Consider the following 23,484-nt stretch of genomic DNA (forward strand, 5'->3'; position numbering starts at 1 on the left):
GTCCAGAACGGTTTGGAGCTTAAACACAAACAACTCTCGAGAGAACAGAAGAAGCACAGGCTTTTGCCCATCAGTTCTTTGCGTTAGATTAGCGCTCATGAGCAGTTTTGACGAATATGACGCCTTTGAAGGCGCATCCCTATCGGCACGCGCAATGATGGCGCGACCAAGCCCTTACTTGGACGATCTCAACCCAGCGCAAAGAGAAGCCGTAGAGACACCGGATGGACCTGTGCTGATGCTTGCTGGAGCGGGCACCGGAAAAACCAAAGCGCTGACAGCGCGCATCGTGCATTTGCTCAACACAAACCGCGCGCGACCAAATGAAATTTTGGCGGTGACTTTTACCAACAAAGCGGCGCGGGAGATGAAAAACCGTGTTGGCAATATGTTGGGCCATCAGATTGAAGGTATGCCTTGGCTTGGCACATTTCACGCAATTTGTGTGAAACTGCTGAGGCGCCACGCCGAGTTGGTTGGGCTTAAGTCCAACTTTACAATTTTGGACACCGACGATCAGCTTCGCCTTTTGAAACAGCTGGTTGCGGCAGCCAATATCGATGACAAACGCTGGCCAGCAAGGCAGTTGGCGTCTTTGATCGATGGTTGGAAAAACCGTGCATTGACTCCAAAGAAGCTCCCTGCCGCAGATGCAGGGGCGTACAACCACATGGGCGGCGAACTCTATGCGCAGTATCAGACTCGTCTTAGGGAGCTCAACGCAGTGGATTTTGGCGATCTGCTTCTGCATGTGGTGACCATATTTCAGGACCACCAAGATGTGTTGGCCAACTATCAACGTTGGTTCCGCTACATCCTTGTGGACGAGTATCAGGACACCAATGTGGCACAGTATCTTTGGCTGCGGCTGCTGGCCGGCGCACACAAGAACATCTGCTGTGTAGGTGACGATGATCAATCCATCTATGGCTGGCGCGGCGCCGAAGTGGGCAACATTCTGCGATTTGAGAAGGATTTTCCCGGCGCGCATGTGGTCCGGCTGGAACAGAACTACCGGTCAACCGGCAATATACTTGCGGCTGCATCCAACGTCATTCGAGGCAATGAGAACCGGCTGGGCAAAGAACTTTGGACCGAAGCCGATATGGGCGACAAGGTGCGCCTTATTGGTCATTGGGACGGAGACGAAGAAGCGCGTTGGGTTGGCGAAGAAGTCGAAGCCATGCAACGCGGCACGCGCGGAAACGATCCCAAATCGCTGGAGGACATGGCAATCCTTGTACGCGCCAGCCATCAGATGCGTGCCTTTGAAGATCGGTTTCTGACCATTGGCCTGCCCTATCGAGTTATTGGCGGCCCGCGATTCTATGAGCGTCTGGAGATTCGTGATGCCATGGCCTACTTCCGACTTGTTGTGAGTTCTGAAGATGATCTGGCGTTTGAGCGCATTGTGAACACACCCAAACGTGGCCTTGGCAACGTTGCGCAAAAGAAAATCCAAACCTGCGCACGCGCCAATGGTGTGAGCCTTGTGGAAGGCGCGCGCATTCTCTTGGCAGAAAAGGGGATCGGCGGTAAAGGCGCCAAGGAGCTGGGCAATTTGCTTGATGGGTTGGATCGCTGGAAGGCGCAGGGATCAGCCCCAGTGATTGAAGTCCCCTTAGATGACGACGACGTCATTGACGACGGCGTCACGCAAACCGCAATGCGGCTACAGGAAGGCCAACCGGAGCTTGGTCATGTTGAACTTGCGCAAGTGGTTCTAGATGAGTCCGGCTACACGGCTATGTGGCAAAATGACAAAACGCCAGAGGCTCCAGGACGGTTGGAAAACCTCAAGGAACTGGTCAAGGCGCTGGAAAACTTTGATAATCTTCAGGGTTTTCTGGAACACGTCAGCCTGATCATGGACAATGAGAGTGATGACGCGGAACAGAAAATCTCGATCATGACGTTGCATGCGGCCAAGGGGCTTGAGTTTCCAGCGGTGTTTCTGCCCGGCTGGGAAGATGGGCTGTTCCCGTCCCAGCGGAGCATGGATGAATCCGGCTTAAAGGGATTAGAAGAAGAGCGGCGACTGGCCTATGTCGGGATCACCCGCGCCGAGGAAATTTGCACGATTTCATTTGCGGGAAATCGCCGGGTGTTCGGCCAATGGCAAAATCAGATGCCGAGCCGTTTCATCGACGAGTTATCCGATGAAAACGTCGAAGTTCTGACGCCTCCTGGCCTATATGGGCACACCGGAAGCACCCGCGAATTTGGTGGCAACCAAGGCTCTTCCGGATTGGAAAAGTCTGCCATGCAAGCGGATGGTTATAACTCGCCCGGTTGGAAACGTCTGCAATCGCGCGCGGGGCAATATGGCACGAGTCAGCCAAAAGAGAGCAAGGCCGCGGCTATCGACCTCACAGCAGTGAGCAGTTTTACTGTTGGTGATCGCGTGTTTCACGACAAATTTGGCTATGGAACAGTGTCCGCGATTGAAGGTGACAAGCTGACTGTGGACTTCGAAAAGGCAGGACAAAAGAAAGTTGTGGCACGATTTGTCAGCGCTCCAGACGACATTCCTTTTTGATCGCAGATCTGTGATTTAGCTCACGGTTGACAGGTAAGTCAGCCGCGGATTGAGTGGGGGTCCAGACAGGAGAACCCCATGATTTTTTATGATTGCGCGACCGCCCCCAGCCCACGGCGCGCGCGGATGTTCATCGCCGAAAAAGGTCTTGAAATCGAAACGCGGCCGGTTGATCTGCGCAACGGCGAAAACCGAACGCCAGAATTTCTGCACATCAATCCACAAGGCACCGTGCCCGTCTTGGTCACCGACGCAGGCCAACACCTTGCGGAAAACATCGCGATTGCCGCGTATTTGGAAGCGCGCGTCCCAGAGCCACCTTTGATGGGGACCACTCCGGACGAAAAAGGGGCCGTTCTCATGTGGAATGCAACCTGCGAGTTTCACGGAGGTTGGGCCATCGCAGAAGCGCTGCGCAACGCCTCCCCTGCCCTAAAGGGTCGCGCCCTACCCGGAGCAGTGGACTATGAACAAATCCCAGCACTCGCGGCGCGGGGCGTCAAACGACTGAATCTTTTCTATGAAACCCTCGAAGACCGATTGCAAAACAGCGCTTGGTTGGCGGGAGAGCATTTCTCTTTGGCAGACATCACAGGGTTTGTGTTTTGTGATTTTGCCAAGATCGTCAAAATGCCGGTCCCGGAGACGAATAGCGCAACTTTGCAGTGGTGTGAGGAAATTCAAGCCCGTCCGAGCGCGCTGGCGTAGACGTTTAACATCTTTGGCCACGCATCAGGCGCTCCTAGGAGCGCCTTTTCTTTTGCTTCAAGCATCTTTGGGAGGGAGCAGCGGCGACATCAGGGAGGAGGAAAGATGTCGCCGCGCTTCACACAAAACGCTCAGGGAGGAGGAGAGAGCGCCTTGATACCGTTGATCCGCACGGGATCGAAATTTAAGCGCGGCAGCACCAGGGAGGAGGAGAGGTACTGCCGCTCTAGTGTCAAGCGCCCTCAGGGAGGAGGAAAGAGAACGCTCGATACCGTTGGACCGTTGGGTCCGAAATTCTGCGCGACGACACCAGGGAGGAGGAGAGGTGCCGTCGCTGTAGTCACAAGAGCTCTCAGGGAGGAGGAGAGAGAACCCTTGATACCGTTGGATCTTTTGATCCGAATTAGGTGCGACGACACCAGGGAGGAGGAGAGGTGCCGCCGCTTAGTTCAAGTCACCCCAGGGAGGAGGAGAGGAGCAACTTGAGCTCGTTTGGACCGTTCTGGTCCGATGTTCGCTACGACGACACCAGGGAGGAGCGGTATCGTCGCAGAATTGGAGAACCTGAGGGAGGAGCGGTTCTCCAGAAACTTATGCGTCGCGGCTGGCTTCGATCGCCACGCGGCGGAGCATGGAGCGGCTCAGGCCCAAGTCGGCCAGCTCGCGGTCAGACAAGGTGCTCAGCTCGTTGAAAGTATCGCGATATACGCGGTACTGACGGAAGCGCTCGGCAACATTTGCCATAAAGTCAGAAAGGCCGGATGCCTTAGCCGTTGCTGCTGGAGCGTGGTTTGCTACATATGCCATGTCGTATTTCTCAATTTGGTAGATCGTCTGTTCGCTTGTGTTAGTGATATAGCCCCATGCTGCAGTTGCACAATAGCTGGTCTCGCAAAGCTGTTATGCGCTAACGGAATACCCGACGTCACGTCAGGATAAAGTGCGTAAATTTTAGGCAAGATGCGGAAATGGTTGAAGAAATATGAATTTTTTACTACATGATAAACTGAAATGTGCCGTCATTGTGCACTTGCAGCATAGGAGTTGAGCATGCCCGTCAAAAAAGAAGACGTTCAGGCAGTTTTGTCGAAACTGACATTGCCGGACGGAGGCGATCTCATCTCGCGAGACTTTGTGCGGGCACTGACAATTGGCGAAAAAAATGTGCAGTTTGTCATTGAAGCGCCCAATGCAGATATAGCACGGATGATGGAGCCGTTGCGCAAAGCGGCTGAAGCGGCCGTTGCGGCGCTGGACGGTGTCGAATCGGTTCAAGTCGCACTGACAGCCCATGAGGCCGCCCCAGCTTCGAAGCAACCAGCGCCCAGCCTGAAAATCGGTGGGCACCCAAAACCGCAGGCAGGCCCGATGAAAGTCGCAGGCGTAGACCGTATTTTGGCGGTGGGGTCCGGAAAAGGGGGCGTGGGCAAATCCACCGTGTCCTCAAATTTGGCAGTTGCGCTTGCAAAACAGGGCCGCAAGGTTGGCTTGCTAGATGCGGACATCTATGGCCCCAGTCAGCCCCGCATGATGGGTGTAAACAAGCGCCCGGCGTCTCCGGACGGCAAAACCATCATTCCACTCAAGGCACATGGCGTCACAATCATGTCCATTGGGTTTATGCTTGAAGAGGACAAACCCGTTGTCTGGCGTGGGCCGATGTTGATGGGAGCCCTGCAGCAGATGCTCAATCAGGTGCAATGGGGCGAGCTGGATGTGCTGATTGTCGATCTACCGCCGGGCACGGGTGATGTGCAGCTGACGCTGTGCCAGAAGACTGATCTGACCGGCGCGATTGTGGTGAGCACGCCGCAGGACGTGGCCTTACTGGATGCGCGCAAGGCGCTTGGTATGTTTGATCAGTTGAAGACGCCAGTGCTGGGACTCATTGAAAACATGAGCCTTTTCCATTGTCCAAACTGTGGACATGAGAGCCATATCTTTGGACATGGTGGCGTTGCGGCGGAAGCTGAGAAGCTGGGCGTTCCGCTTTTGGGCGCGTTGCCGATTGATCTGGACACCCGTTTGGCTGGGGACGGCGGCACCCCAATTGCCGCCGGTGACAGCGAAATGGCGAAGGCCTACGCGCAACTGGCCGATGGGTTGGTGCGAGGGGGCATGGCGTAAAGACGCCCCGTGCCCCACGTCAGCTGTAGATTTGACCAATCAAAACTTGCGGCTGCACATTTGTGAAGTTGGGTATGTCCGCCATGACGGGGCCTGATGCCCCCATGGCGGCATTCATAGCCGCTTGATCCGTAAAGGTAATTGTCGCAATGGCGTGAAAAGGCGGTGGCACATCCGGACCACCCGCCAAACCTTTGCTGGCCTGAGCGGACACAATATGTGCCCCCATATGTTCGGCCACAAGCGCCATATGTGTGGCGCTGTAGTAGTCGTGGTCAAAAGTGGTGCCCTCTCCTACCGGATAAAGCACTTGAAGTGATACAGCCATGAAATCCTCCCCGATCTGGCGTTTGTCGTGATCAGCGTAACAGGCAAATGTGATTCTGCGCGCTTAACTTTTGCGACTCACCTAAATGACCAAAATTGGCTTGTCGGTATCACGTCGGTATTGCGACTGTTTCGCGGAGGTGGGTGCGCCCATGATGATGCGTCCACGCAGCCCCGGTCAAACGTGACGACACCGCGCGGGCAACCCCTGAATGTGCGCAACACTTGAACGCTAACGCTGCGGCGCGGCATTTTCGCGTAGAAACGCTTCGAGCTCAGGGTAAAGCGTTTGGCGTTCTTCCTCTGAGAGGAAACGCCCGATTTCCACCGTACGGCCGTTGCCCGTCAAAGTTATGTAATAGGGTACGGGCCCGCCGTGGGCGTGGGAGCGAACTTGCACCCAATAGATATTGCATTCCCATTGCTGGCTCTGCCCGCGTGCCGGTTTGTGTGAAAGTCGCAGCGTGTCATCTTGCAGTGTCAGCTCCTCAAGGATGTCACCGTCTTTGTAGGAGCGTTCGAGCCCCCACCACAGCCCAGCCACCATCAGCAAGATAAAAGGCAAGAGCCCCCAAAGAAACGCGGTGCCAAGTAAGCCGTAGAGCGGAAGGGTGCCCATTGTGAACGCAAAGAGAACCATCGCCGCGAATCCCCGACGCGGTAAAGACCGATGCGGCCGCAACGAAAGGACAGGTTGGTCTGTGGACGCGGATGTGTCCCAACGGTACGGCATATTCAGTGTCTTTCAGAAGATGATCGGATCACACTGGCCTTGAGGCGGCGCATCACGCCAACAGATTGGGAGCCCAACGAAGTTGTAAGACCAACACGCAACCTCATGCCGACTGCTTCGACCGCGCTAACATCACATAGCGCCCAAGAACTGTGGGATCATTCGGTATGTAGGTGATGTCGGTGAAGCCGCCCCGGTCCAAAATCGCACGATATTCATCTTGAGACAGGCTGCCATGATATACGGGTTGCCCCGCAACAGTGCCTGTCACCTCACCTTCGCCATAGCCAACCGTCAAAAGCAGGCTGCCACCCGGGTTTACCAAAGCTATGATCTTGGGAAGAGTCGCGCGTTGTTCTTGTGGGCTGAGATGAAAGAAAGCATCCCAGCTGACAATGACATCAAAGGTGTCCGCCAACGTAAGCGCACGCATGTCCATCACATGCCATGTCGCGGTTTCAATGTGACTTTGCGCCAAATGGATCATGGCGCTGCTGGCATCCACGCCGGTCACATCATGCCCCAAGCTGGCGAAGTAAGCGGCAATAGGACGTCCAGTGCCACAACCGAGATCCAGCACTTTGGCAGGGGTGGTCAGGCCATCCAGCGTTTGGTCCAGCCAAGATTTTTCCCGCAAAGACGTATCACGACCCGCGTCCCATGCGTCCGCGTTGCGTTCATAAACACCGGCCATACCAGCTTTGATTTTGGCAAAATCAGTCATGTGTGAAGCATGACGGTCGCTGTACAACTTGAAAACCCATGTTGCGCCAGTGGCGACATTTTGGCTCTATTTGAGACAGCTACAAACAGGAGGGCGCGCGAGAAGCACCGTTTTTGCGCCAAAAGAGAAGGCCCCGGGCAGAGTTCTGCACCGGGGCCTTTTGATCTTTTACACTGAGTGGCTCACTTTAGTGAGAGTGGCTTTTGTCCCAGTCTTCCTGCTTTGGCAGGATTTCGAATGTGTGCTCTGGTGGTGGGCTCGGCAGAGTCCATTCCAGAGTATCCGCATATTCGTTCCAGTAGTTGTTCTCGGTCACTTTCGCGCCGCGGAACAGCGAGTAGAAGACGATGCCGAAGAAGAACAGGAAGGATGCAAAGGACAGGAACGCGCCGTAGGAGCTGATCTTGTTCCAATATGCGAAGGCTTCCGGATAGTCGATGTAGCGACGTGGCATACCCTGACGACCCAAGAAGTGCTGTGGGAAGAAGGTCAGGTTGGCACCGATGAAGAACATCCAGAAGTGCAGCTTGCCGGCCCATTCGGGGTACATGCGGCCTGTCATTTTGCCGAAGTAGAAATAGATACCGGCAAAGATGGCAAACACGGCGCCCAGGCTCATCACGTAGTGGAAGTGTGCCACCACATAATATGTGTCGTGGTAGTAGCGATCCACGGCAGCCTGAGACAGCACGATGCCGGTCACACCACCTGCGGTGAAGAGGAACAGGAAGCCAAAGGCCCAAAGCATTGGGGTTTTGAACTCAATCGAGCCGCCCCACATGGTGGCGATCCAAGAGAAGATCTTCACGCCCGTCGGTACCGCGATGACCATGGTGGCCAGCATAAAGTAGGACTGCTGGGTCAGGGACATGCCGACGGTGTACATGTGGTGCGCCCAAACAACAAAGCCCAGCGCGCCAATGGCGATGATCGCCCAAACCATTGGCAGGTAGCCAAACACGGGTTTGCGCGAGAAGGTCGCGATCACGTGGGAGATGATGCCAAATCCGGGCAGAATCACGATGTACACTTCCGGGTGGCCGAAGAACCACAGGATGTGCTGATAGAGGATCGGGTCGCCGCCGCCTGCAGGATCAAAGAAGGTGGTTCCGAAGTTGCGGTCTGTCAGCAGCATGGTGATGGCGCCGGCCAGAACTGGCAGGGCCAGAAGGATCAACCATGCGGTCACAAAGATCGACCATGCAAAGAGCGGCACCTTGAACAGGGTCATGCCGGGGGCACGCATGTTCAGGAAGGTGGTGATCATGTTGATCGCACCCAAAATGGAGGAGGCACCAGAGACGTGCACCGCAAAGATGGCGAGGTCCATGGACATGCCACCTTCGTTGGTGGAGAGCGGTGGATACAGAACCCAGCCCACACCGGACCCCAACTGGTCGTTGCCACCCGGCGCCAGCATGGAGGCCACACCCAAAGATGTACCGGCCACATAAAGCCAGAACGACAGGTTGTTCATCCGCGGGAACGCCATGTCCGGCGCGCCGATTTGAAGTGGCATAAAGTAGTTGCCGAAACCACCGAACAACGCCGGGATCACCACAAAGAACATCATCAAGACGCCGTGGTAGGTGATCAGCACGTTCCAGAGGTGGCCGTTTGGCGTACAGGGTCCGTCACCGCCGCCCAAGAAGCGCGCGCCTTCCAGACACATGTACTGTACACCGGGATCCATGAGCTCAAGGCGCATCAGAACGGTGAAGAAAACTGCGATCAGACCGGCAAATGCCGAAACGATCAAATAGAGAAGACCGATGTCTTTGTGGTTGGTGGACATGAACCAACGAGTGAAGAATCCTCGCTCGTCGTGATGGTCGTGGCCTGTAATGGCTGCGTCTGCCATGCCTCGCCTCCTGTTGGTATGTTTCAGGGCGCGCGGAATCCTGCCGACGCCGCGTGTTCCCCGCCGTTTTAGTGGGCTCTGGCCGGGGTCGCAATCTCCGTAATTGACGCAGATCAAAAAAAAGTGTCGCACCCTTGATTTGATGGCGTGACAAAAATCGCGGTTGGGATGGCGGAAATCACTGTAAAAATGGCCTGTCTGGTGGAAAGGTTGCCGCAAGCGGCACAGGTTTTTTTCGGGAGAGCGTCATGACCAGAGAAGAAAAATTTTCCATTTTTCATCAGCTACATAAGCAGGAAATGGCCTTTGTGATGCCAAACCCATGGAATGCTGGCACCACACGTTTGATGGCACAGGCTGGGTTTGAAGCTTTGGCCACAACAAGTGCGGGATGTGCCGTGTCAGCAGGATTGCGCGACGGCGCCGCGGCGGTAACGCGAAAAATGTTGTTGGACAATGCGGCCGAGATTGTTGGCGCAACAGAGCTGCCGGTGTCCGCGGATTTGGAGGATGGATTCGGTGTGTCCCCTGAGATCTGTGCCGAAACAATCGTGGCGGCGGCCGAGGTTGGGCTGGTGGGAGGATCCATAGAAGACGCCACCGGCGGGCCGGATGGCGGGGTGCATGACATTGAACTGGCAGCGGACCGCGTGCGCGCGGCCGCAGAGGCGGCGCAGGGCCGGCACTTTTTATTGACGGCGCGTGCGGAGAACTATCTGTGGGGGCGGCCTGACCTTGCGGATACGATTGCCCGGCTTCAGGCATTTGAAGCGGCCGGGGCTGATGTGCTCTATGCACCGGGGCTGCCCGACTTGGCGGCGATCCGCACGGTGTGTTCGGAACTGAGCAAGCCTGTGAATGTGGTGATGGGCTTGAGGCCGCCATTTTATACAGTAGAGGAATTGTCGGCAGCGGGCGTGACCCGGGTCAGTGTGGGTGGATCCCTGATGCGCGTGGCCTATGGCGCGGTTCAGTCCGCGCTTGATGGTATCTTGGAAGGGCGGTTTGACTACGACAGTATGGCTATGCCCGGCGGGACGTTGATGGACATGATGCGAGACGCCCCACGGGAACGGACGTGAGACCACTTAAACGCCTTTTTGTTGCAATCGCAGTTTCTGAGACAACCTGAACACTTCGTTTACCACAGTCACTGCACTGATGGCGTTACGCACTCAATACGTCTTCACTTTGACAATAAGGACTCTCCCATGAAGTACGCACTCGCACCGCTGCTGGCGGTGGCATTGGTCACGGCCTGCGGTCCCACGCCAAGCGCGTCCGCCCGAAAAGCCAAGAGCCTCAACCAAGATCTCCAAACTGCGGCCCTCAAAGACGCGCAGCAGATCACAATCGACGGCACCCAATTTCAAGTTCGGAAGGTCACAGGCAGCTATTCCGCGACAACGGGCAACGATCCAAACTACAGCGATGCGCCTTATGCTCTTGTGAACCGGATCGCCCCGCAAAGCGCAAGTTTCACAGGGCAAGACGTGGAGCAAGCCGCACGCAAAGCGACAGGATGCAGGTCGAAGCTCAACGGTGGTATCTTATCCTTTTTGCGGACGGATTTGGCGACGGAGAACTTAGCCGAGATCGAAGACAAGATAAAATCCGATTTCGTGGGTTGGTACGTGGATTTGACATGTTGAGAATAAAGGGATTGTTGGCCGCCGCTGTCGGCTCATTGGCCTTAGTCGCGTGCAACGCCACAACAACAGCTCCGGCGACAAGCGCGCAGGAGGCATTGGCGGAAGTCAGCGCGCGGAACATAGCGTTCCCTAAGTATCCGCAACCCGGAAAAACATACCTCTCGTTTTCTGGCGCGCATGGCTATCAGGTGAATTACATCGCCGCGGGCGGCAAAGCGTGGCTTTGGTATCCAGGCAACAGTCGCGGCGTCCCCGAAGAATACAAGCAAGATGTCGTGAGAGACACAAAAGCGCTCTGTTGGCGCCATCCAAGCAAAAGCTACAATCCCGTCACCAAGCAGAGCGGAGGACGTTTTGCGTGCCAGTCCCTGGAAACGGCGCGCAAAACCGTTGTCGCGGAACTGTCGGGAGACCCCTTTCAACTCGCCACTGGAAAAGTGCCTTATCCACTTAAGCGATGCACTGCTCCGGACGCCTTCGTATTTGACCGAGATCGGTTTGGCTGCTGATCAGGCTTTGGAAACAAAAACACCCGCGTTGGGTCGCGGGTGTTTTCGCGGTTTCGACCCTGTGCGCGCGCGGGTGGGCGCGCCGGGTTGTCACTATGTCTGAAACAGTGTGCTGTTCAACGACGCCGTTTGGCGAAGCTGGGATCCGGTGTGCCTTTGTGACAGCGCGGGATCACCGGGTAGCTGTCCGTCAGGAAATAGGCATAGGTGCCTTCGGGATACTCTGCTGAGTTGACAAAGGCACCATTGCACTCATCAAGCGCTCCAGCACCTTTCACGTACGTATAGTCCTGCACAAAAGTGCCGTCATGGTCTCCACCAGGACCCGCACCGGGGCGCTTGCCGGGATTGAGGCGATAGGAACTGCTCATTTCAATCACCCGGCCGTTTGCTGTTGCCGTGATGGCATATATCGGGAAGCCGTCCGCAGCATATCCGATCAAGGGGGAGGCTTCGGAGCGCGACCAACCGAGCTGTTGCATCAATCCAACCGGCAAGCCGTGATAATGGTAGGCCCCAGTGGGTTGCACATGCGCAAAATTGGCATCCAAACCCAGCGGCACCGCCCCTCCCAATGCCTCATATTGCCAACCTGATCGCGGGTTTCCCTGCCAGAACTCCGCAGCCCCCGGATCAAAAGGCACACCGTTGAGCGCAACACCAAAAAGCGTGCGCTTGCGTCCAGAGGTGGCTTGGTTTGCGGCGATCGGGCTGAGCGGCATCATAAACTGATACGATTGTGCCTTGATCCGGTTGGGATTGCCGGGGTTGGGAAAGCGCCCAACCTTATGGCGGGGTATGCCATTTGCGACAACAACCCGACGTGTCCCTTGCGTAGAGATGTCCACCTGAGATTGTCCAGCCGACCTGTTCGCCTTTGCCACGGTCAAGGGGAGCGTCTCTGTTGCAGTGTGCGCGCGCATTGGTGGGCGGCCTTGTGCGTCGCTTTTCGCAGCCACGCCCAGCACAACGGCCACGGCGAGAACGCCGATCTTCAAATTGTCTCCCAGTGTCACGGTTCTCTCCTGTGTTCTAAGGCGTGTCGGTGGCGTTACACCGTGACAGTGACGGGCCCCTGCCCGTCTTCGCCAAAATCAACCATCATCGTAAAAATGCCCGGCACAGCGCCGGGAAAGCGCACACACAGAAGGCTTTCAGACAGGCTTCCAGCCGCCACAACCATACGGTCAAGCTTCAGCACCTCTGCGCCGTCCACGGTCAAACCTTCAAGCGTGACAGGCGCGCTTCCCTGATTGAACATGGTCAGCGCGATATGCAGCGTGTCACCGCGACGCTTGGTGATGGTCACACTAAATTTGATATGGCTTATGCCATGCCCCTCATGTGCCGCAGCCTTTGTCGAAAAGACAGCTGTCGCGGCCAAGCTGATCAAAAGAAAGCTGCGTCTGTCCATGACTGGTCTGTGCGCCCCTGTGTGCGATTGGTTGAGAACAAAACGGACCATGCCATGGATTCCGTCGAAAAAGATCAGATTTTTTGCGAAGCGGCGCATTTTCCGCTTGCAGCCTGAGGCGAGTCTTTATATTCCACGCCTCACCCAAGGAAGCGGGCGTAGCTCAGGGGTAGAGCATAACCTTGCCAAGGTTAGGGTCGGGCGTTCGAATCGCCTCGCCCGCTCCAATATCTCTTCACAGAGACAGTGAACAAGGCGCGGATTTATCCGCGCCTTTTCGCATTTCCGTACATTTTCAAAGACGAACAACTTTCTCGAGGTTCGTGACACTTTCCTACGTTTTGGGTCTTGCAGTCCAAATCCGAGATGGGTAAATCACGCCCATCCAAACGGTGCGGGCGTAGCTCAGGGGTAGAGCATAACCTTGCCAAGGTTAGGGTCGGGCGTTCGAATCGCCTCGCCCGCTCCATTTGGATCAAACAAAAAGGCGCATGGATCTTACTCCACGCGCCTTTTGCTTTTTCAATACATATTGAGTTACTGCGCCAAGCCTCTGGCCAATTGATTCTGGCGATTGATGACGCCTTGCAGATCAATGGTGGTCATATGGCCGTCGCGCACAATCTGGCGGCCTTCAACAAATAGATCACGCACAGACGTTGGACCTGCCAAGAGCAGCGCCGCCGGATCCCAGCTGCCCGCGCTTTCGATGCCAGAGACATCCCAGAGGGCAAGATCCGCCCGCATGCCCACAGCGATCTGGCCGCAATCATCCCGCCCCAAGACTTGCGCCCCACCACGTGTGGCAATTTCAAGCGCCTCACGCGCGCTCATCGCATCCGCACCATTTGCAACACGCTGCAACAACATCGCTTGGCGCGCCTCCAACACCATATTGCCCGCGTCGTTGGAGGCGGAGCCATCCACACCCAAGCCAACCGGCACTCCTGCATCCCGCATGGCGCGAACGGGCGCAATGCCGCTGCCGAGGCGACAATTGGAACAGGGGCAATGCGCCACACCGGTTTTGGTACGTGCAAAAAGTTCAATTTCAGAGGCATCCAATTTCACGCAATGGGCGTGCCAGACGTCTTCGCCAACCCAGCCGAGGTCCTCAGCATATTGACCGGGCCGACAGCCAAAGGTTGCTAAGGAATACGCGATGTCCTCTTCGTTTTCCGCCAAATGCGTGTGCAGCATGACTGATTTGTCGCGCGCCAAAAGTGCGGCCTCGCGCATCAAATCGCGGCTGACCGAAAAGGGAGAGCATGGTGCAACACCGACACGGACCATGCTGCCCACCTTGGGGTCGTGATGTGTGTCGATCAATCGCAGCGCGTCTTCCAAGATGTGCGCTTCCGTCTCAACAAGCGAATCCGGGGGCAGACCACCGTCACTTTCGCCAATGCTCATAGCGCCACGGGTCGGATGAAACCGCATGCCAACCGTTTGTGCGGCTGAGATCGTGTCATCCAGCCGCGCCCCGTTTGGATAGAGATACAGGTGATCAGACGTAAGCGTGCAGCCAGACAGCGCCAACTCGGCCAGACCAACCTGCGCGGAGATGTGCATTTCCTCTGGACCAAAACGCGCCCAGATCGGATAGAGCGTTTTGAGCCAACCAAACAAAAGTGCGTCTTGGCCGCCCGGCACTGCACGGGTCAATGTCTGATAAAGATGGTGGTGGGTGTTCACCAAGCCAGGCGTGACCACACATGTCTCGGCATGTACAACTTCCGCACCCGAGACCTCTAAATCAGGGCCCATGTCTGCGATGACGCCGTCCCGAATGTAGATGTCGTACACCGTGTGTTCGTTGCGGTCATCATCCATTGTCAAAACGGACTGCGCCGACTTTATAAGATAGCTGTTGGGCTTTTGCATTTGCACGCTCCTGAGGCCGATAGATTGGCCCGATTCGGATGCGATTTTCTAAGGCACAGCGACAGAACGCGGGCAAAGGACTCGCTGTGCCGGACCAACATAGGTTGTCAGACCGGTTTCAATCAAGGGGTTGCGTCAACGAGCGGGTCAGAGCTGTTGAAGTTTCTCAAGCGCTTGCTTGTGCAGGGTTTCATTCGCTGCCGCCAAAACCTGTCCCCCCATATGAACGGGTCCCCCCTGCCAATTGGTGACAATCCCACCTGCTGCTTCGATCACAGCAATAGGACCCTGAATATCGTAGGCGTTCAGGCCTGCTTCGATCACCAGATCAACCTGCCCCACGGCCAGAAGAGCGTAAGCATAACAATCCATCCCGTATCGGGTCAGCTTCACGGTGCTGGCCACACGTTCAAAGGAAGCCCGCTCTTTGGCGGTGCCAACCTCTGGAAAGGTTGTGAACAGAATCGCATCTGACAGTCGCGCTGTGTCACGGGTGTGCAGAGGGCTGGTGCCATGTGGGCCGGTCATTTCAGCAACGCCAAGACCGCCTTTGAACCGTTCGCCAATGTAGGGTTGGTCCACAATTCCGAATATTGGCCCGTCGGCATCCGAGAGCGCAATCAACACACCCCAAGTCGGTGTGCCAGAGATAAAACCTCGGGTTCCATCGATTGGGTCCAGCACCCAAGTCAGGCCACTGGTCCCGGGTTTTTCACCGTATTCTTCGCCAAGGATCGCATCCTCAGGACGCTCAGCAGCCAAAACTGCACGCATGGCCTCTTCAGCGGCGCGATCAGCAACAGTGACCGGATCGAACCCTTCCTCCAATTTGTTGTCCGCGGTGAGTGCGCGGCTGCGAAAATGGGGAAGGATTGCGTTTCGGGCCGCGTTGGCCATGGCATCCGCCACGGCAATCAACGGATCTCGGTCATTGGTCATGTGAGTCTGATCTCCGCACTGAGCTTGCCCCATCTGGCTAGCTCAGTGCGGAAGAGGACTCAAGCGACGTCGCTCAAAACGCGCGCCAATTCGAACAACCGACGGCGTTGGTTTTCTGGAATCGCGTAGTAGCTGCGGACCAGATCCAAGGCTTCTTTGTCAGCCATGATATCAGAGGGCACAGATTGTGTGCCGCCATCTTTGTGGTTTTCCAGACCTTCAAAGAAGAAGCTAACCTGAACGTCAAGGGCGTCAGAAATGTCCCAGAGACGAGACGCGCTAACCCTATTGGCACCCGTTTCGTATTTTTGAATTTGTTGGAACTTGATCCCCACCTGCTCCGCCAATTGCTGCTGGGTCATCCCCGTCAGCCAACGGCGTTGGCGTATCTTCTTTCCAACATGCACGTCCACAGGGTGTGTCATCACACGTCTCCTTTAATACTCTTTTTCAGTACGCAACCACATCTTCAGCAGACGCTCAGAAGCGGCACCACAAGTTCTAAGTGAAGCATCGCGCATCCCTTTCGCGATATTTCACCATACCATTTTTAGCCTTGTAATCAAGGGTTGGAATATGATGCACGGGTTAAGCATCTTTGGCTGCGCTCAATTCAGAAGTGTCCTGCAAGAGCGGCGAATGTGACCGGCGGCTCGACCTAAGGATGACGTTGTGTCGCAATCTGCGGTTTTCACCGCACGCGCTTTGACTTGCAGCGCCGGGCATGTGTAATCGACCCCATTAAGAGGAGAGAGTCATGCGCGCATTCCAAGTCATATCCCACGATGAACCACCCTCACTGGTTGACCTACCGGTCCCAGAGCCCGGCCCCGGTCAAATCCGGGTCAAGATCCGGGCCTGTGCGTTAAACTTTGGCGATCTGCTTATGATCAAGGGCACTTATCAGGCCACGCCACCAGTGCCCTTTACCTTGGGCATGGAAGTGGCCGGGGTGGTCGACGCATTGGGACCCGACGTCGATGGGCCTGCGGTTGGAACACAGGTTTTGGTGTTTGGCGGCAGCGGCGGGCTGGCGGAGTATGGGATTTATGACGCGGCTGGCGCGGTCGCTCTGCCTGATGGCATGAGTTTTGAAGAGGCTGCGGCGTTTCCGGTGGCCTATGGCACCAGCCACGTTGCACTGGACTACCGCGCGCGCCTGCAGCCCGGCGAGAATTTGCTCGTGTTGGGCGCGGCAGGTGGTGTTGGCCTGACTGCAGTGGAGTTGGGCAAACTGATGGGTGCAAATGTGATCGCCTGTGCGCGTGGTCGGGACAAGTTGGAAGTGGCGCGCGCGGCGGGAGCAGATCATCTGATTGACGCGACAGATGCCGACATCCGCGCAGAGGTCAAAGCATTGGGCGGCGCCGACGTGGTGTATGACCCTGTGGGCGGTGAGCAGTTCAAAGCTGCGTTTCGCGCCTGTCGTCCAGAAGCGCGATTGCTCCCAATCGGATTCGCATCAGGCGACATTCCACAGATTCCCGCCAATCACCTGTTGGTGAAGAACCTGACGGTGATGGGCCTGTATTGGGGCGGCTATCTCGCGTTTAAACCGCAAGTGATCGCTGGCAGCATGCAGACACTGTTTGGCTGGTACGGGGAAGGAAAACTGAACCCGCACGTCAGCCACATTTTGCCACTGGAGGACGCTGCGCAGGCTTACGAGTTGCTGCGCAGCCGAAAATCCACCGGCAAAGTGGTTGTGTCGATCACCTAAAGGTTTAGCCGACCACACCCAGCCGCACAGGGTTATCCATCTGAGGGCGCATGGGCTGGAAGCTTTTGCGGACCAATTCGGCCAGATGGTCGATCACGTCGCCTTTGACCTTCTCGGCGCCATACATGTTAATGTACTGCTCTCCCAATTCGGGGAGAGCGCCACCATGCTCAATCACCTCAAGGTGCGGCGGTTCGGTCCCGAGAATCATTTCGCCAACACCCAGATCCGCGGCAATTGTTGCCTCAACAGTTCTGTCTGAGTCCGATTCCAGCACGGATTCCCACTCAACACCCGCACGATCCAACGCCGCAATGGCACGCTGCCGAAAAACACATTGGCGGGCAGACGCAAACGGAAAGGGGCGACGACGCCAGCTGGCCCCACCCGGCGCCCCAATCCAAACCAGCGGCAAGGCACAAAGACCCTCCGCGGAATCAGGTATTTTGGATTCGGTGGTGATGATCAAATCAACTTCGCCTTTCTCAAAGAACTCCTTCAATTGAAGCGTATAAGATGAAATCAAGTTCACCTTCACCCGCGGATATGCCGCGCTAAATTGCTGAAGAACGCGCGGAATGGCGGGATAAACGATGTCATGTGGCACCCCCAGTGAGATCGCCCCTTCGAATTCATCGTGAGACAAACGCCGCATAATTTCGTCATTGAGGGTGACCATGCGACGTGCGTAGCCCAACATCTGTTCGCCAGCTGGGGTCAATGCAATACCGCGTCCGGTGCGGTCCAAGAGCGCCACCCCGATCAACTCTTCCAGACGTTTGAGCTGCATGGAGACCGCCGATTGCGTGAGGTGCAGGAAGCCTGCGGCTTTGGTCACGCCCCCCATATCGGCAACAGCCACAAAACTTCTGAGCGTGGTTACATCAAGGTTTCGCATGGTTTTCCCTTTTAAAATCACGAATCTTGAACATCCATCATGATCTGTGATGGAGTTCGTCACAAACATTCGCTTTCAAGATACGCCGACTTTCCCATATACATCAAGTAACTTGATACAGACCGTGAAAACAATCGCATTCATGAAAGGAGCGACCCAATGGCTTTTATCAGCATCCCAACCGCCGCCCCTGGCGCAAACCCTTCTTTTGTAGCGCGCCTGCTGCAGATCATGTCCGTGCGCCGTCAGCGCCGCCAGCTGGCGCAGCTTGACGTGAACGCCCTTAGGGACCTTGGCCTGACAGATGCAGACGTCCAGACAGAGCTCAAGCGTTCCTCGTGGGATGTCCCTGCTCACTGGAAGGGCTAAAGTAGACAACTATGTCGCGGTGCGGGATTTTCGCTGCTCCGCGACCGGAAATCCTTGAATTCGCCTCATTGCTCACCGATATTTAGCAGGAACACTCTGTCGACAACAGTCGCTGGAGGGGAACGAACAACTCGGAGGCTTTGATGGCTGAATTTGACACAATGCGCGGCGCCGTTGGCGCGCGCTCTGCAGAAATCGATGCGGGACTGCGCGCGCACATGAACAAAGTCTACGGCACAATGTCCGTGGGCATGTTGATCACCTTTGCTGCGGCATGGGCGATTTCCGGCTTGGCTGTGACCACCGACCCATCCGGCGCATCCGCACAATTGAACGCAGACACATATTTGACCTCTTTCGGTTACGCGATCTACGGCTCTCCGTTGAAGTGGGTGATCATGTTTGCGCCTCTGCTGTTTATCTTCGGCCTGGGCGCGGCAGTTAACCGGTTGTCCGCCGCGGCTGCACAGCTGTTGTTTTACGTCTTTGCGGGCGTCATGGGCCTGTCTATCAGCTCGATCTTCCTGATCTTCACCGGCGCCTCCATTGTTCAGGTCTTCCTGATCACGTCCATCGCCTTTGCGGGTCTGTCGCTTTACGGCTACACCACAAAGCGGGATCTTGGCCCAATGGGCACATTCCTGATGATGGGTCTGATTGGTCTGATCGTGGCATCGGTCGTCAACATCTTCTTGGCGTCTTCTGCGATGACCTTTGCGATCTCCGCCATTGGTGTGCTGATCTTTGCCGGTCTGACCGCGTATGACACACAGAAAATCAAGAACACCTACCTCGCACACGCCCACAGCGGCGACAGTGAGTGGCTGGGCAAAGCGGCCATCATGGGTGCGCTGAGCCTGTATCTGGACTTCATCAACATGTTCATGATGCTGCTGCAGCTGTTTGGCAACCGCGAGTAAGCCAACACCTTCTGAATGCAAAAGGGCCGGTCATTGAGACCGGCCCTTTTTGTTTGCGCGCTGGCTGCTCAGCTGAGGTGACTTCAGGCCGCACAGGGCTCTGACAGAGTACGAGTCATTTGCACCGCAGGAAAATGCACACCTGGCGCCAGTGTAAGCTCGACCTCGGCGGTCTCTTCAAAGCCCATGGAGGCATAAAACGATCGCGCGGTGTAGGTGCTCATACAATTCATCTGCCGCATACCGTGGGCCTCAGCCGAAGCCAGCGAGACATCAATCAGCGAACGGGCAACGCCGCGGCGCAGCCAATCCGGGCGTGTCGCCACATGGCGCACATGACCCAGGTCTGTGCCGCTGACACCGCGGGATGGGCTGAGGTCGGTCCAGCCGCCTGCGCCAACAATGTCATCTGTCTCAGCACATTCCGCCACGAAGTAGGTGCCGCAGGCCAAAAGAGCGGTGCGGGCTTGAGTAATCAGCGGCAAGGCGTCCGCAAGAACATCTGCATTGTAATCCTGTGGCAACAAATCCGGGTAGGACTGTGCAAACAGATCTGAAACGGCCTGACGGTCATCAAGGCTGGCGGGGCGGATAAAAAATGGATGGGGCATTGGGGACCCTCCTGAAGAAAACGTTTTTTATGTTTTTTCAGGCGCGGTCTTTCTTAATGCAAAAAGCCGCGCCTTGGTCTGGCGCGGCTTTTGCATGTGTCTCAGAAAGCGATCTTACTTGATCTTGCCTTCTTTGTACTCGACATGCTTGCGCACCACCGGGTCGTATTTGCGTACGACCATCTTTTCGGTCATGGTACGTGCGTTTTTCTTGGTCACGTAGAAATGGCCCGTGTCCGCGGTCGAGTTCAGACGGATCTTGATGGTCGTCGGCTTCGCCATTTTGCTTCTCCTGCGCCGGGGTACAGTGACCCCGTGAAATTCTCTTGAAGCCCGCCTTTTACTGATGGATGGGGCCGAGTCAATGGGATTTGGCTGGAATCCCTTAAGAAAAATACACAAGTCGAAAAATAACCGCCCAGAGCGGCTTTGCAGTATGCAAACCAAAGGGTAATTTCGCGCCACTATTAAAGAGCAATGGCTCTTTTGAGGGGAAATGACATGGTTTGGTTCTGGATCGCAACAACGATTCCCATCGCGCTTTTGACGCTGGGTGGGCTGTTGGGCGGGGCATGGGCCGTGGCGGCGCTGCTGTACATGGGCGGACTGATCCATGTGATGGACCGTCTGGTGCACGGTGCCGCCGTCAGAACCGGTGACGATGAAGAGTTCCCAAGCGGGTTGGTGTTGTCTGTTGTGCTCGGGCTGGCCCACTTTCCTGTGATGGCCATTGGGATCGCGGCGGTGGCAGGAGTGACAGGACTAAGCCTTGGCGCCAAACTCTGCTGTTTTCTCGCGTTTGGGCTGTTCTTTGGGCAGGTCAGCAACGCCAATGCCCATGAGCTGATCCACAAGAGCGCGCGCTGGCCGCGCAGATTGGGCATGTGGGTCTACATCACGCTGCTGTTTGGGCACCACACATCGGCCCACCCAAAGGTGCACCATATTTGGGTTGCAACAGCCAAGGATCCCAACAGTGCGCGCGACGGTGAGAGTTTTTACCACTTTTGGCCACGCGCCTGGATTGGGTCGTTCAAAGCCGGCTGGCACGCGGAAAATGCGATGCGTGCGCGGGCTGGTGCACGAAAATCACCGCTGCATCCTTATGTGCTTTACGTTGTCGGTGGCGCAGCATGCGTACTGCTGACCGCGTGGCTCGCAGGTGTTGGCGGCATGCTCGCTTATGTCGCCTTGGCAAGCTATGGCACGATGCAATTGCTCTTGTCAGATTATGTACAGCACTACGGCCTCCGCCGGGCCGTGCGTGAATCGGGGAAACCTGAGCCCGTGGCTGCCGGGCACAGCTGGAACGCGCCACAGCTTTACACCTCTGCTTTAATGTTGAACGCGCCGCGTCATTCTGATCATCACGCAACGCCACATCGAGATTTTCCGGCCTTGCGATTAGAGGACGGCATGCCTGTTCTGCCGCAATCTTTGCCTTTGATGGCCAGTCTTGCACTTTGGCCGCGCATGTGGCGCCGGGTGATGGATCCACGTGTCGCAAAACTGCGCGCATCACAGCAATGAGACTGGATTGCACGTCCCCGTTGCGGCAGCATGGCACCATGAAACAGTTGATCTTGATTTTGTCGTTGCTTGCGGCGCCAGCCTGGGCGCAAGACGCGATGTCCGCCGCTGAGTTTGAAGCCTACACCAAAGACAAGACACTGTTCTTTGAGGCTGATGGACGACGTTATGGCGTGGAAGAATACCTGCCGGATCGGCGGGTGCGGTGGTCTTTTCTGGATGGCCGCAACCAATGCAAGGATGGGATTTGGTACGAACAGGCCGGTCAAATCTGTTTTGTTTATGAAGACCACCCAGGCCCACAATGCTGGAGCTTTTACGAGAGTCCGCAAGGGCTCCGCGCAAAATTTGAAAATGAGCCAGACGGCAGGATACTGTATGAACTGGCCGATAGTGACGACGAGATGCTGTGTCTCGGCCCGGAGGTCGGGGTCTAAAACAAGCTGCCCTGTTCCGGTGGGGGCGATTTTTTGACCTTTGGTTTTGGCGTGGGCTTGGTGGGCGCTTCAGACGCCGCCACTTCTGACGCATGCGGCGCTGGCGCCCCGCCCTTCCCAATTGGGAGGCGGCCGTCGGCAAATTCGATTTCCAAGCTTTGCGCCGCGCTGGCCTCAAGTGACGTTTTGACCAATGCGCCGTCGCCACGCACCACCGCGTAACCACGTTCCAGAGTGGCGGTGTAGCTGAGCGTTTCACGCATGCGGTCCAGAGACGAGAGGCGATCTTTGAGCGTTTGCACCTGCCGGGTGCCTGCATCTGACAGGCGGCGACTGAGATCGGTGACCTTTTCGCGGCGGCGGGCGATGTCACGCTGCAGGCCCACGGGGGTCAGGCGGTCCGCGCGGCGGCCCAGTGCCTGCCGGCGTGTTTCGATCATACGCAATAAGGTCTTGTCACTCAGCCCGCCGCTTTTCTGCGCCAAGGCAACTTTGCGCGATTGCACCCCAGCTTGAAGCGCACGTGGGAGCGCATCGCTGGCCGCGTCCAACCTCTGGCGCGGGGTCTGCAGCAGGTTTTCGGCGCGCGGCAACGCACGCGCCACATCGCGCAGCCGCTGATCGCGTTGGCGCAACCCCTGTTCAAGCCCCCGGGTGAGACGTGCACCCTGTTCCTCAATCCAGGCCAGCAACTCAAGGCGCACCGGCACAGCGATTTCAGCCGCCGCTGTGGGTGTGGGGGCACGTTTGTCCGACACAAAATCGATCAGCGTGGTGTCGGTTTCGTGGCCCACAGCAGAGATCAGCGGAATGTCTGAAGCTGCGGCAGCGCGGGCGACCACTTCTTCGTTAAAGCCCCAGAGGTCTTCGATGCTGCCCCCACCGCGCGCCACGATGATCAGATCAGGGCGCGGCATGCTGCCACCAGGGGTCATTTTGTTAAAGCCGTCGATGGCATTGGCGACCTGCGCCGCACATTGCTCACCTTGCACAGCCACTGGCCAAAGCAGCACCTTGCGTGGGAAGCGGTCGCGCAGCCGGTGCAGAATATCGCGGATCACGGCCCCGCTGGGAGAGGTCACCACGCCGATAATTTCTGGCAAATACGGCAGCGGTTTTTTCCGCCCCTGCTCAAACAGCCCTTCGGCCTGAAGCATGGCTTTGCGCTTTTCCAGCATCGCCATCAGGGCCCCTACGCCCGCCGGCTTAAGGTCTTCGATCACCAGTTGATATTTGGATTGGCCGGGAAAGGTGGTCAAACGCCCGGTGGCGACCACTTCCATGCCCTCTTCTGGGCGGGTGGACACCCGCGCAGCCACGCCTTTCCACATCACACCTGCAATCACGGACCGATCGTCTTTGAGATCCAGATATACGTGGCCCGAACGTGGAAACGACACGCGGCCAATCTCACCTTTGATACGCACATGAGAGAACTCGCCTTCGATCATGCGTTTGATCGCACCAGACAGTTCGGTGACGCTAAATTCTGGGGCGTTTTCGCCTTCTCTTGGGTCGTCGATCAGGTCAGACATCTTGGCTCGCTTGTAAGACTGCTCGCCACAGCTTAGAACGCCGCAAA

Annotated in this window: 25 protein-coding genes and 2 tRNA genes; 13 read left to right on the forward strand and 14 right to left on the reverse strand. The window is 56.5% G+C overall.

Annotated features, from left to right (window positions below):
• Positions 1-97 precede the first annotated feature (97 nt).
• Together ABWV47_RS13570 and ABWV47_RS13575 are read left to right on the forward strand one after the other, a co-directional pair.
• A complete protein-coding gene (locus ABWV47_RS13570; RefSeq protein WP_353312681.1) occupies positions 98-2,539 on the forward strand; it encodes a UvrD-helicase domain-containing protein in 2,442 nt (813 codons plus the stop codon).
• A 78-nt stretch (positions 2,540-2,617) separates the two neighbouring features.
• On the forward strand, positions 2,618-3,247 hold the full coding sequence (locus tag ABWV47_RS13575; RefSeq protein ID WP_353312683.1) for a glutathione S-transferase family protein: 630 nt from the start codon (positions 2,618-2,620) through the stop codon (positions 3,245-3,247).
• 591 nt (positions 3,248-3,838) lie between these two features.
• Here ABWV47_RS13575 and ABWV47_RS13580 read toward each other — a convergent pair.
• Positions 3,839-4,054 carry a DUF1127 domain-containing protein gene (locus tag ABWV47_RS13580; protein WP_353312685.1) on the reverse strand — a complete coding sequence of 72 codons (216 nt, stop codon included), beginning with the start codon at positions 4,052-4,054 and terminating at the stop codon, positions 3,839-3,841.
• Positions 4,055-4,297: 243 nt separating this feature from the next.
• Between ABWV47_RS13580 and ABWV47_RS13585 the strand changes: the two genes are divergently transcribed.
• Positions 4,298-5,374: an Mrp/NBP35 family ATP-binding protein gene (locus ABWV47_RS13585; RefSeq protein WP_353312687.1), complete on the forward strand. Its 1,077-nt coding sequence runs from the start codon at positions 4,298-4,300 to the stop codon at positions 5,372-5,374.
• 19 nt (positions 5,375-5,393) lie between these two features.
• On the opposite strand, the gene ABWV47_RS13590 is transcribed toward ABWV47_RS13585, so the two are convergent.
• From ABWV47_RS13590 to ctaD, 4 genes are all read right to left on the reverse strand, one after another.
• Entirely contained in the window at positions 5,394-5,702 is a 309-nt protein-coding gene (locus ABWV47_RS13590; protein ID WP_353312689.1) for an EthD family reductase, read from the reverse strand.
• Positions 5,703-5,933: 231 nt separating this feature from the next.
• Positions 5,934-6,434: a DUF2244 domain-containing protein gene (locus ABWV47_RS13595; RefSeq protein WP_353312691.1), complete on the reverse strand. Its 501-nt coding sequence runs from the start codon at positions 6,432-6,434 to the stop codon at positions 5,934-5,936.
• Positions 6,435-6,537: 103 nt separating this feature from the next.
• On the reverse strand, positions 6,538-7,158 hold the full coding sequence (locus tag ABWV47_RS13600) for a class I SAM-dependent methyltransferase (RefSeq protein WP_353312693.1): 621 nt from the start codon (positions 7,156-7,158) through the stop codon (positions 6,538-6,540).
• 187 nt (positions 7,159-7,345) lie between these two features.
• On the reverse strand, positions 7,346-9,019 hold the full coding sequence (ctaD, locus tag ABWV47_RS13605; protein WP_353312695.1) for a cytochrome c oxidase subunit I: 1,674 nt from the start codon (positions 9,017-9,019) through the stop codon (positions 7,346-7,348).
• 248 nt (positions 9,020-9,267) lie between these two features.
• Here ctaD and ABWV47_RS13610 point away from each other — a divergent pair, with 248 nt between their 5' ends.
• The 3 genes from ABWV47_RS13610 to ABWV47_RS13620 all read left to right on the forward strand — a co-directional run bounded on the left by ABWV47_RS13610 (position 9,268) and on the right by ABWV47_RS13620 (position 11,180).
• On the forward strand, positions 9,268-10,101 hold the full coding sequence (locus ABWV47_RS13610) for an isocitrate lyase/PEP mutase family protein (RefSeq protein WP_353312697.1): 834 nt from the start codon (positions 9,268-9,270) through the stop codon (positions 10,099-10,101).
• A 129-nt stretch (positions 10,102-10,230) separates the two neighbouring features.
• On the forward strand, positions 10,231-10,671 hold the full coding sequence (locus tag ABWV47_RS13615; RefSeq protein ID WP_353312699.1) for a hypothetical protein: 441 nt from the start codon (positions 10,231-10,233) through the stop codon (positions 10,669-10,671).
• Positions 10,665-11,180, forward strand: a complete 516-nt coding sequence (locus ABWV47_RS13620) for a hypothetical protein (protein ID WP_353312701.1) — start codon at positions 10,665-10,667, stop codon at positions 11,178-11,180. Before ABWV47_RS13615 ends, ABWV47_RS13620 begins: the two co-directional genes overlap by 7 nt.
• Before the next feature lie 116 nt (positions 11,181-11,296).
• On the opposite strand, the gene ABWV47_RS13625 is transcribed toward ABWV47_RS13620, so the two are convergent.
• Both ABWV47_RS13625 and ABWV47_RS13630 read right to left on the reverse strand, forming a co-directional pair.
• Positions 11,297-12,196 (reverse strand): YHYH protein, encoded by a 900-nt coding sequence (locus ABWV47_RS13625; RefSeq protein WP_353312703.1) that lies wholly within the window; start codon positions 12,194-12,196, stop codon positions 11,297-11,299.
• 35 nt (positions 12,197-12,231) lie between these two features.
• Positions 12,232-12,594, reverse strand: coding sequence for a hypothetical protein (locus tag ABWV47_RS13630; RefSeq protein ID WP_353312705.1), 363 nt, complete (start codon positions 12,592-12,594; stop codon positions 12,232-12,234).
• A 152-nt stretch (positions 12,595-12,746) separates the two neighbouring features.
• On the opposite strand from ABWV47_RS13630, the gene ABWV47_RS13635 reads away from it, so the two are divergent.
• Both ABWV47_RS13635 and ABWV47_RS13640 read left to right on the forward strand, forming a co-directional pair.
• Positions 12,747-12,821 (forward strand) — tRNA-Gly (locus ABWV47_RS13635).
• Between the two features lie 167 nt (positions 12,822-12,988).
• Positions 12,989-13,063 (forward strand) — tRNA-Gly (locus ABWV47_RS13640).
• Positions 13,064-13,131: 68 nt separating this feature from the next.
• Here the strand turns inward: ABWV47_RS13640 and ABWV47_RS13645 are convergent.
• The 3 genes from ABWV47_RS13645 to ABWV47_RS13655 all read right to left on the reverse strand — a co-directional run bounded on the left by ABWV47_RS13645 (position 13,132) and on the right by ABWV47_RS13655 (position 15,842).
• Complete coding sequence (locus tag ABWV47_RS13645) at positions 13,132-14,478, reverse strand: 8-oxoguanine deaminase (RefSeq protein WP_353312707.1); 1,347 nt, start codon at positions 14,476-14,478, stop codon at positions 13,132-13,134.
• Positions 14,479-14,625: 147 nt separating this feature from the next.
• Positions 14,626-15,417 carry a histidinol-phosphatase gene (gene hisN, locus ABWV47_RS13650; RefSeq protein ID WP_353312709.1) on the reverse strand — a complete coding sequence of 264 codons (792 nt, stop codon included), beginning with the start codon at positions 15,415-15,417 and terminating at the stop codon, positions 14,626-14,628.
• Between the two features lie 59 nt (positions 15,418-15,476).
• Positions 15,477-15,842, reverse strand: a complete 366-nt coding sequence (locus ABWV47_RS13655; protein WP_353312711.1) for a helix-turn-helix domain-containing protein — start codon at positions 15,840-15,842, stop codon at positions 15,477-15,479.
• 332 nt (positions 15,843-16,174) lie between these two features.
• Here ABWV47_RS13655 and ABWV47_RS13660 point away from each other — a divergent pair, with 332 nt between their 5' ends.
• Complete coding sequence (locus ABWV47_RS13660) at positions 16,175-17,137, forward strand: NADPH:quinone oxidoreductase family protein (protein ID WP_353312713.1); 963 nt, start codon at positions 16,175-16,177, stop codon at positions 17,135-17,137.
• Positions 17,138-17,141: 4 nt separating this feature from the next.
• Here the strand turns inward: ABWV47_RS13660 and ABWV47_RS13665 are convergent, their stop codons facing one another.
• Positions 17,142-18,035 carry a LysR family transcriptional regulator gene (locus ABWV47_RS13665; RefSeq protein ID WP_353312715.1) on the reverse strand — a complete coding sequence of 298 codons (894 nt, stop codon included), beginning with the start codon at positions 18,033-18,035 and terminating at the stop codon, positions 17,142-17,144.
• Between the two features lie 159 nt (positions 18,036-18,194).
• Here ABWV47_RS13665 and ABWV47_RS13670 point away from each other — a divergent pair, with 159 nt between their 5' ends.
• Both ABWV47_RS13670 and ABWV47_RS13675 read left to right on the forward strand, forming a co-directional pair.
• Positions 18,195-18,404, forward strand: a complete 210-nt coding sequence (locus ABWV47_RS13670; protein ID WP_353312717.1) for a DUF1127 domain-containing protein — start codon at positions 18,195-18,197, stop codon at positions 18,402-18,404.
• 143 nt (positions 18,405-18,547) lie between these two features.
• Positions 18,548-19,324, forward strand: coding sequence for a Bax inhibitor-1/YccA family protein (locus tag ABWV47_RS13675; protein ID WP_353312719.1), 777 nt, complete (start codon positions 18,548-18,550; stop codon positions 19,322-19,324).
• Between the two features lie 83 nt (positions 19,325-19,407).
• Here ABWV47_RS13675 and ABWV47_RS13680 read toward each other — a convergent pair whose 3' ends face one another.
• Positions 19,408-19,935, reverse strand: coding sequence for a GNAT family N-acetyltransferase (locus ABWV47_RS13680; protein ID WP_353312721.1), 528 nt, complete (start codon positions 19,933-19,935; stop codon positions 19,408-19,410).
• Between the two features lie 114 nt (positions 19,936-20,049).
• Positions 20,050-20,217, reverse strand: a complete 168-nt coding sequence (gene rpmG / locus ABWV47_RS13685) for a 50S ribosomal protein L33 (protein WP_058261865.1) — start codon at positions 20,215-20,217, stop codon at positions 20,050-20,052.
• A 219-nt stretch (positions 20,218-20,436) separates the two neighbouring features.
• On the opposite strand from rpmG, the gene ABWV47_RS13690 reads away from it, so the two are divergent.
• Both ABWV47_RS13690 and ABWV47_RS13695 read left to right on the forward strand, forming a co-directional pair.
• Positions 20,437-21,465, forward strand: coding sequence for an alkane 1-monooxygenase (locus ABWV47_RS13690; protein ID WP_353312723.1), 1,029 nt, complete (start codon positions 20,437-20,439; stop codon positions 21,463-21,465).
• Between the two features lie 38 nt (positions 21,466-21,503).
• Complete coding sequence (locus ABWV47_RS13695) at positions 21,504-21,902, forward strand: hypothetical protein (RefSeq protein WP_353312725.1); 399 nt, start codon at positions 21,504-21,506, stop codon at positions 21,900-21,902.
• Here ABWV47_RS13695 and xseA read toward each other — a convergent pair.
• Positions 21,899-23,437, reverse strand: a complete 1,539-nt coding sequence (xseA, locus tag ABWV47_RS13700) for an exodeoxyribonuclease VII large subunit (protein WP_353312727.1) — start codon at positions 23,435-23,437, stop codon at positions 21,899-21,901. The genes ABWV47_RS13695 and xseA overlap by 4 nt on opposite strands.
• Positions 23,438-23,484 lie beyond the last annotated feature (47 nt).

It is taken from the genome of Shimia sp. NS0008-38b (genome assembly GCF_040370365.1).
Lineage (GTDB): Bacteria > Pseudomonadota > Alphaproteobacteria > Rhodobacterales > Rhodobacteraceae > Shimia.

Bases quoted from the DNA above. Each gene is read 5' to 3' on its own strand.
- ABWV47_RS13570 (WP_353312681.1), top strand. From the start codon at position 98: ATGAGCAGTTTTGACGAATATGACGCCTTTGAAGGCGCATCCCTATCG.
- ABWV47_RS13575 (WP_353312683.1), top strand. From the start codon at position 2,618: ATGATTTTTTATGATTGCGCGACCGCCCCCAGCCCACGGCGCGCGCGG.
- ABWV47_RS13580 (WP_353312685.1), bottom strand. From the start codon at position 4,054: ATGGCATATGTAGCAAACCACGCTCCAGCAGCAACGGCTAAGGCATCC.
- ABWV47_RS13585 (WP_353312687.1), top strand. From the start codon at position 4,298: ATGCCCGTCAAAAAAGAAGACGTTCAGGCAGTTTTGTCGAAACTGACA.
- ABWV47_RS13590 (WP_353312689.1), bottom strand. From the start codon at position 5,702: ATGGCTGTATCACTTCAAGTGCTTTATCCGGTAGGAGAGGGCACCACT.
- ABWV47_RS13595 (WP_353312691.1), bottom strand. From the start codon at position 6,434: ATGCCGTACCGTTGGGACACATCCGCGTCCACAGACCAACCTGTCCTT.
- ABWV47_RS13600 (WP_353312693.1), bottom strand. From the start codon at position 7,158: ATGACTGATTTTGCCAAAATCAAAGCTGGTATGGCCGGTGTTTATGAA.
- ctaD (WP_353312695.1), bottom strand. From the start codon at position 9,019: ATGGCAGACGCAGCCATTACAGGCCACGACCATCACGACGAGCGAGGA.
- ABWV47_RS13610 (WP_353312697.1), top strand. From the start codon at position 9,268: ATGACCAGAGAAGAAAAATTTTCCATTTTTCATCAGCTACATAAGCAG.
- ABWV47_RS13615 (WP_353312699.1), top strand. From the start codon at position 10,231: ATGAAGTACGCACTCGCACCGCTGCTGGCGGTGGCATTGGTCACGGCC.
- ABWV47_RS13620 (WP_353312701.1), top strand. From the start codon at position 10,665: ATGTTGAGAATAAAGGGATTGTTGGCCGCCGCTGTCGGCTCATTGGCC.
- ABWV47_RS13630 (WP_353312705.1), bottom strand. From the start codon at position 12,594: ATGGACAGACGCAGCTTTCTTTTGATCAGCTTGGCCGCGACAGCTGTC.
- ABWV47_RS13645 (WP_353312707.1), bottom strand. From the start codon at position 14,478: ATGCAAAAGCCCAACAGCTATCTTATAAAGTCGGCGCAGTCCGTTTTG.
- hisN (WP_353312709.1), bottom strand. From the start codon at position 15,417: ATGACCAATGACCGAGATCCGTTGATTGCCGTGGCGGATGCCATGGCC.
- ABWV47_RS13655 (WP_353312711.1), bottom strand. From the start codon at position 15,842: ATGACACACCCTGTGGACGTGCATGTTGGAAAGAAGATACGCCAACGC.
- ABWV47_RS13660 (WP_353312713.1), top strand. From the start codon at position 16,175: ATGCGCGCATTCCAAGTCATATCCCACGATGAACCACCCTCACTGGTT.
- ABWV47_RS13665 (WP_353312715.1), bottom strand. From the start codon at position 18,035: ATGCGAAACCTTGATGTAACCACGCTCAGAAGTTTTGTGGCTGTTGCC.
- ABWV47_RS13670 (WP_353312717.1), top strand. From the start codon at position 18,195: ATGGCTTTTATCAGCATCCCAACCGCCGCCCCTGGCGCAAACCCTTCT.
- ABWV47_RS13675 (WP_353312719.1), top strand. From the start codon at position 18,548: ATGGCTGAATTTGACACAATGCGCGGCGCCGTTGGCGCGCGCTCTGCA.
- ABWV47_RS13680 (WP_353312721.1), bottom strand. From the start codon at position 19,935: ATGCCCCATCCATTTTTTATCCGCCCCGCCAGCCTTGATGACCGTCAG.
- rpmG (WP_058261865.1), bottom strand. From the start codon at position 20,217: ATGGCGAAGCCGACGACCATCAAGATCCGTCTGAACTCGACCGCGGAC.
- ABWV47_RS13690 (WP_353312723.1), top strand. From the start codon at position 20,437: ATGGTTTGGTTCTGGATCGCAACAACGATTCCCATCGCGCTTTTGACG.
- ABWV47_RS13695 (WP_353312725.1), top strand. From the start codon at position 21,504: ATGAAACAGTTGATCTTGATTTTGTCGTTGCTTGCGGCGCCAGCCTGG.
- xseA (WP_353312727.1), bottom strand. From the start codon at position 23,437: ATGTCTGACCTGATCGACGACCCAAGAGAAGGCGAAAACGCCCCAGAA.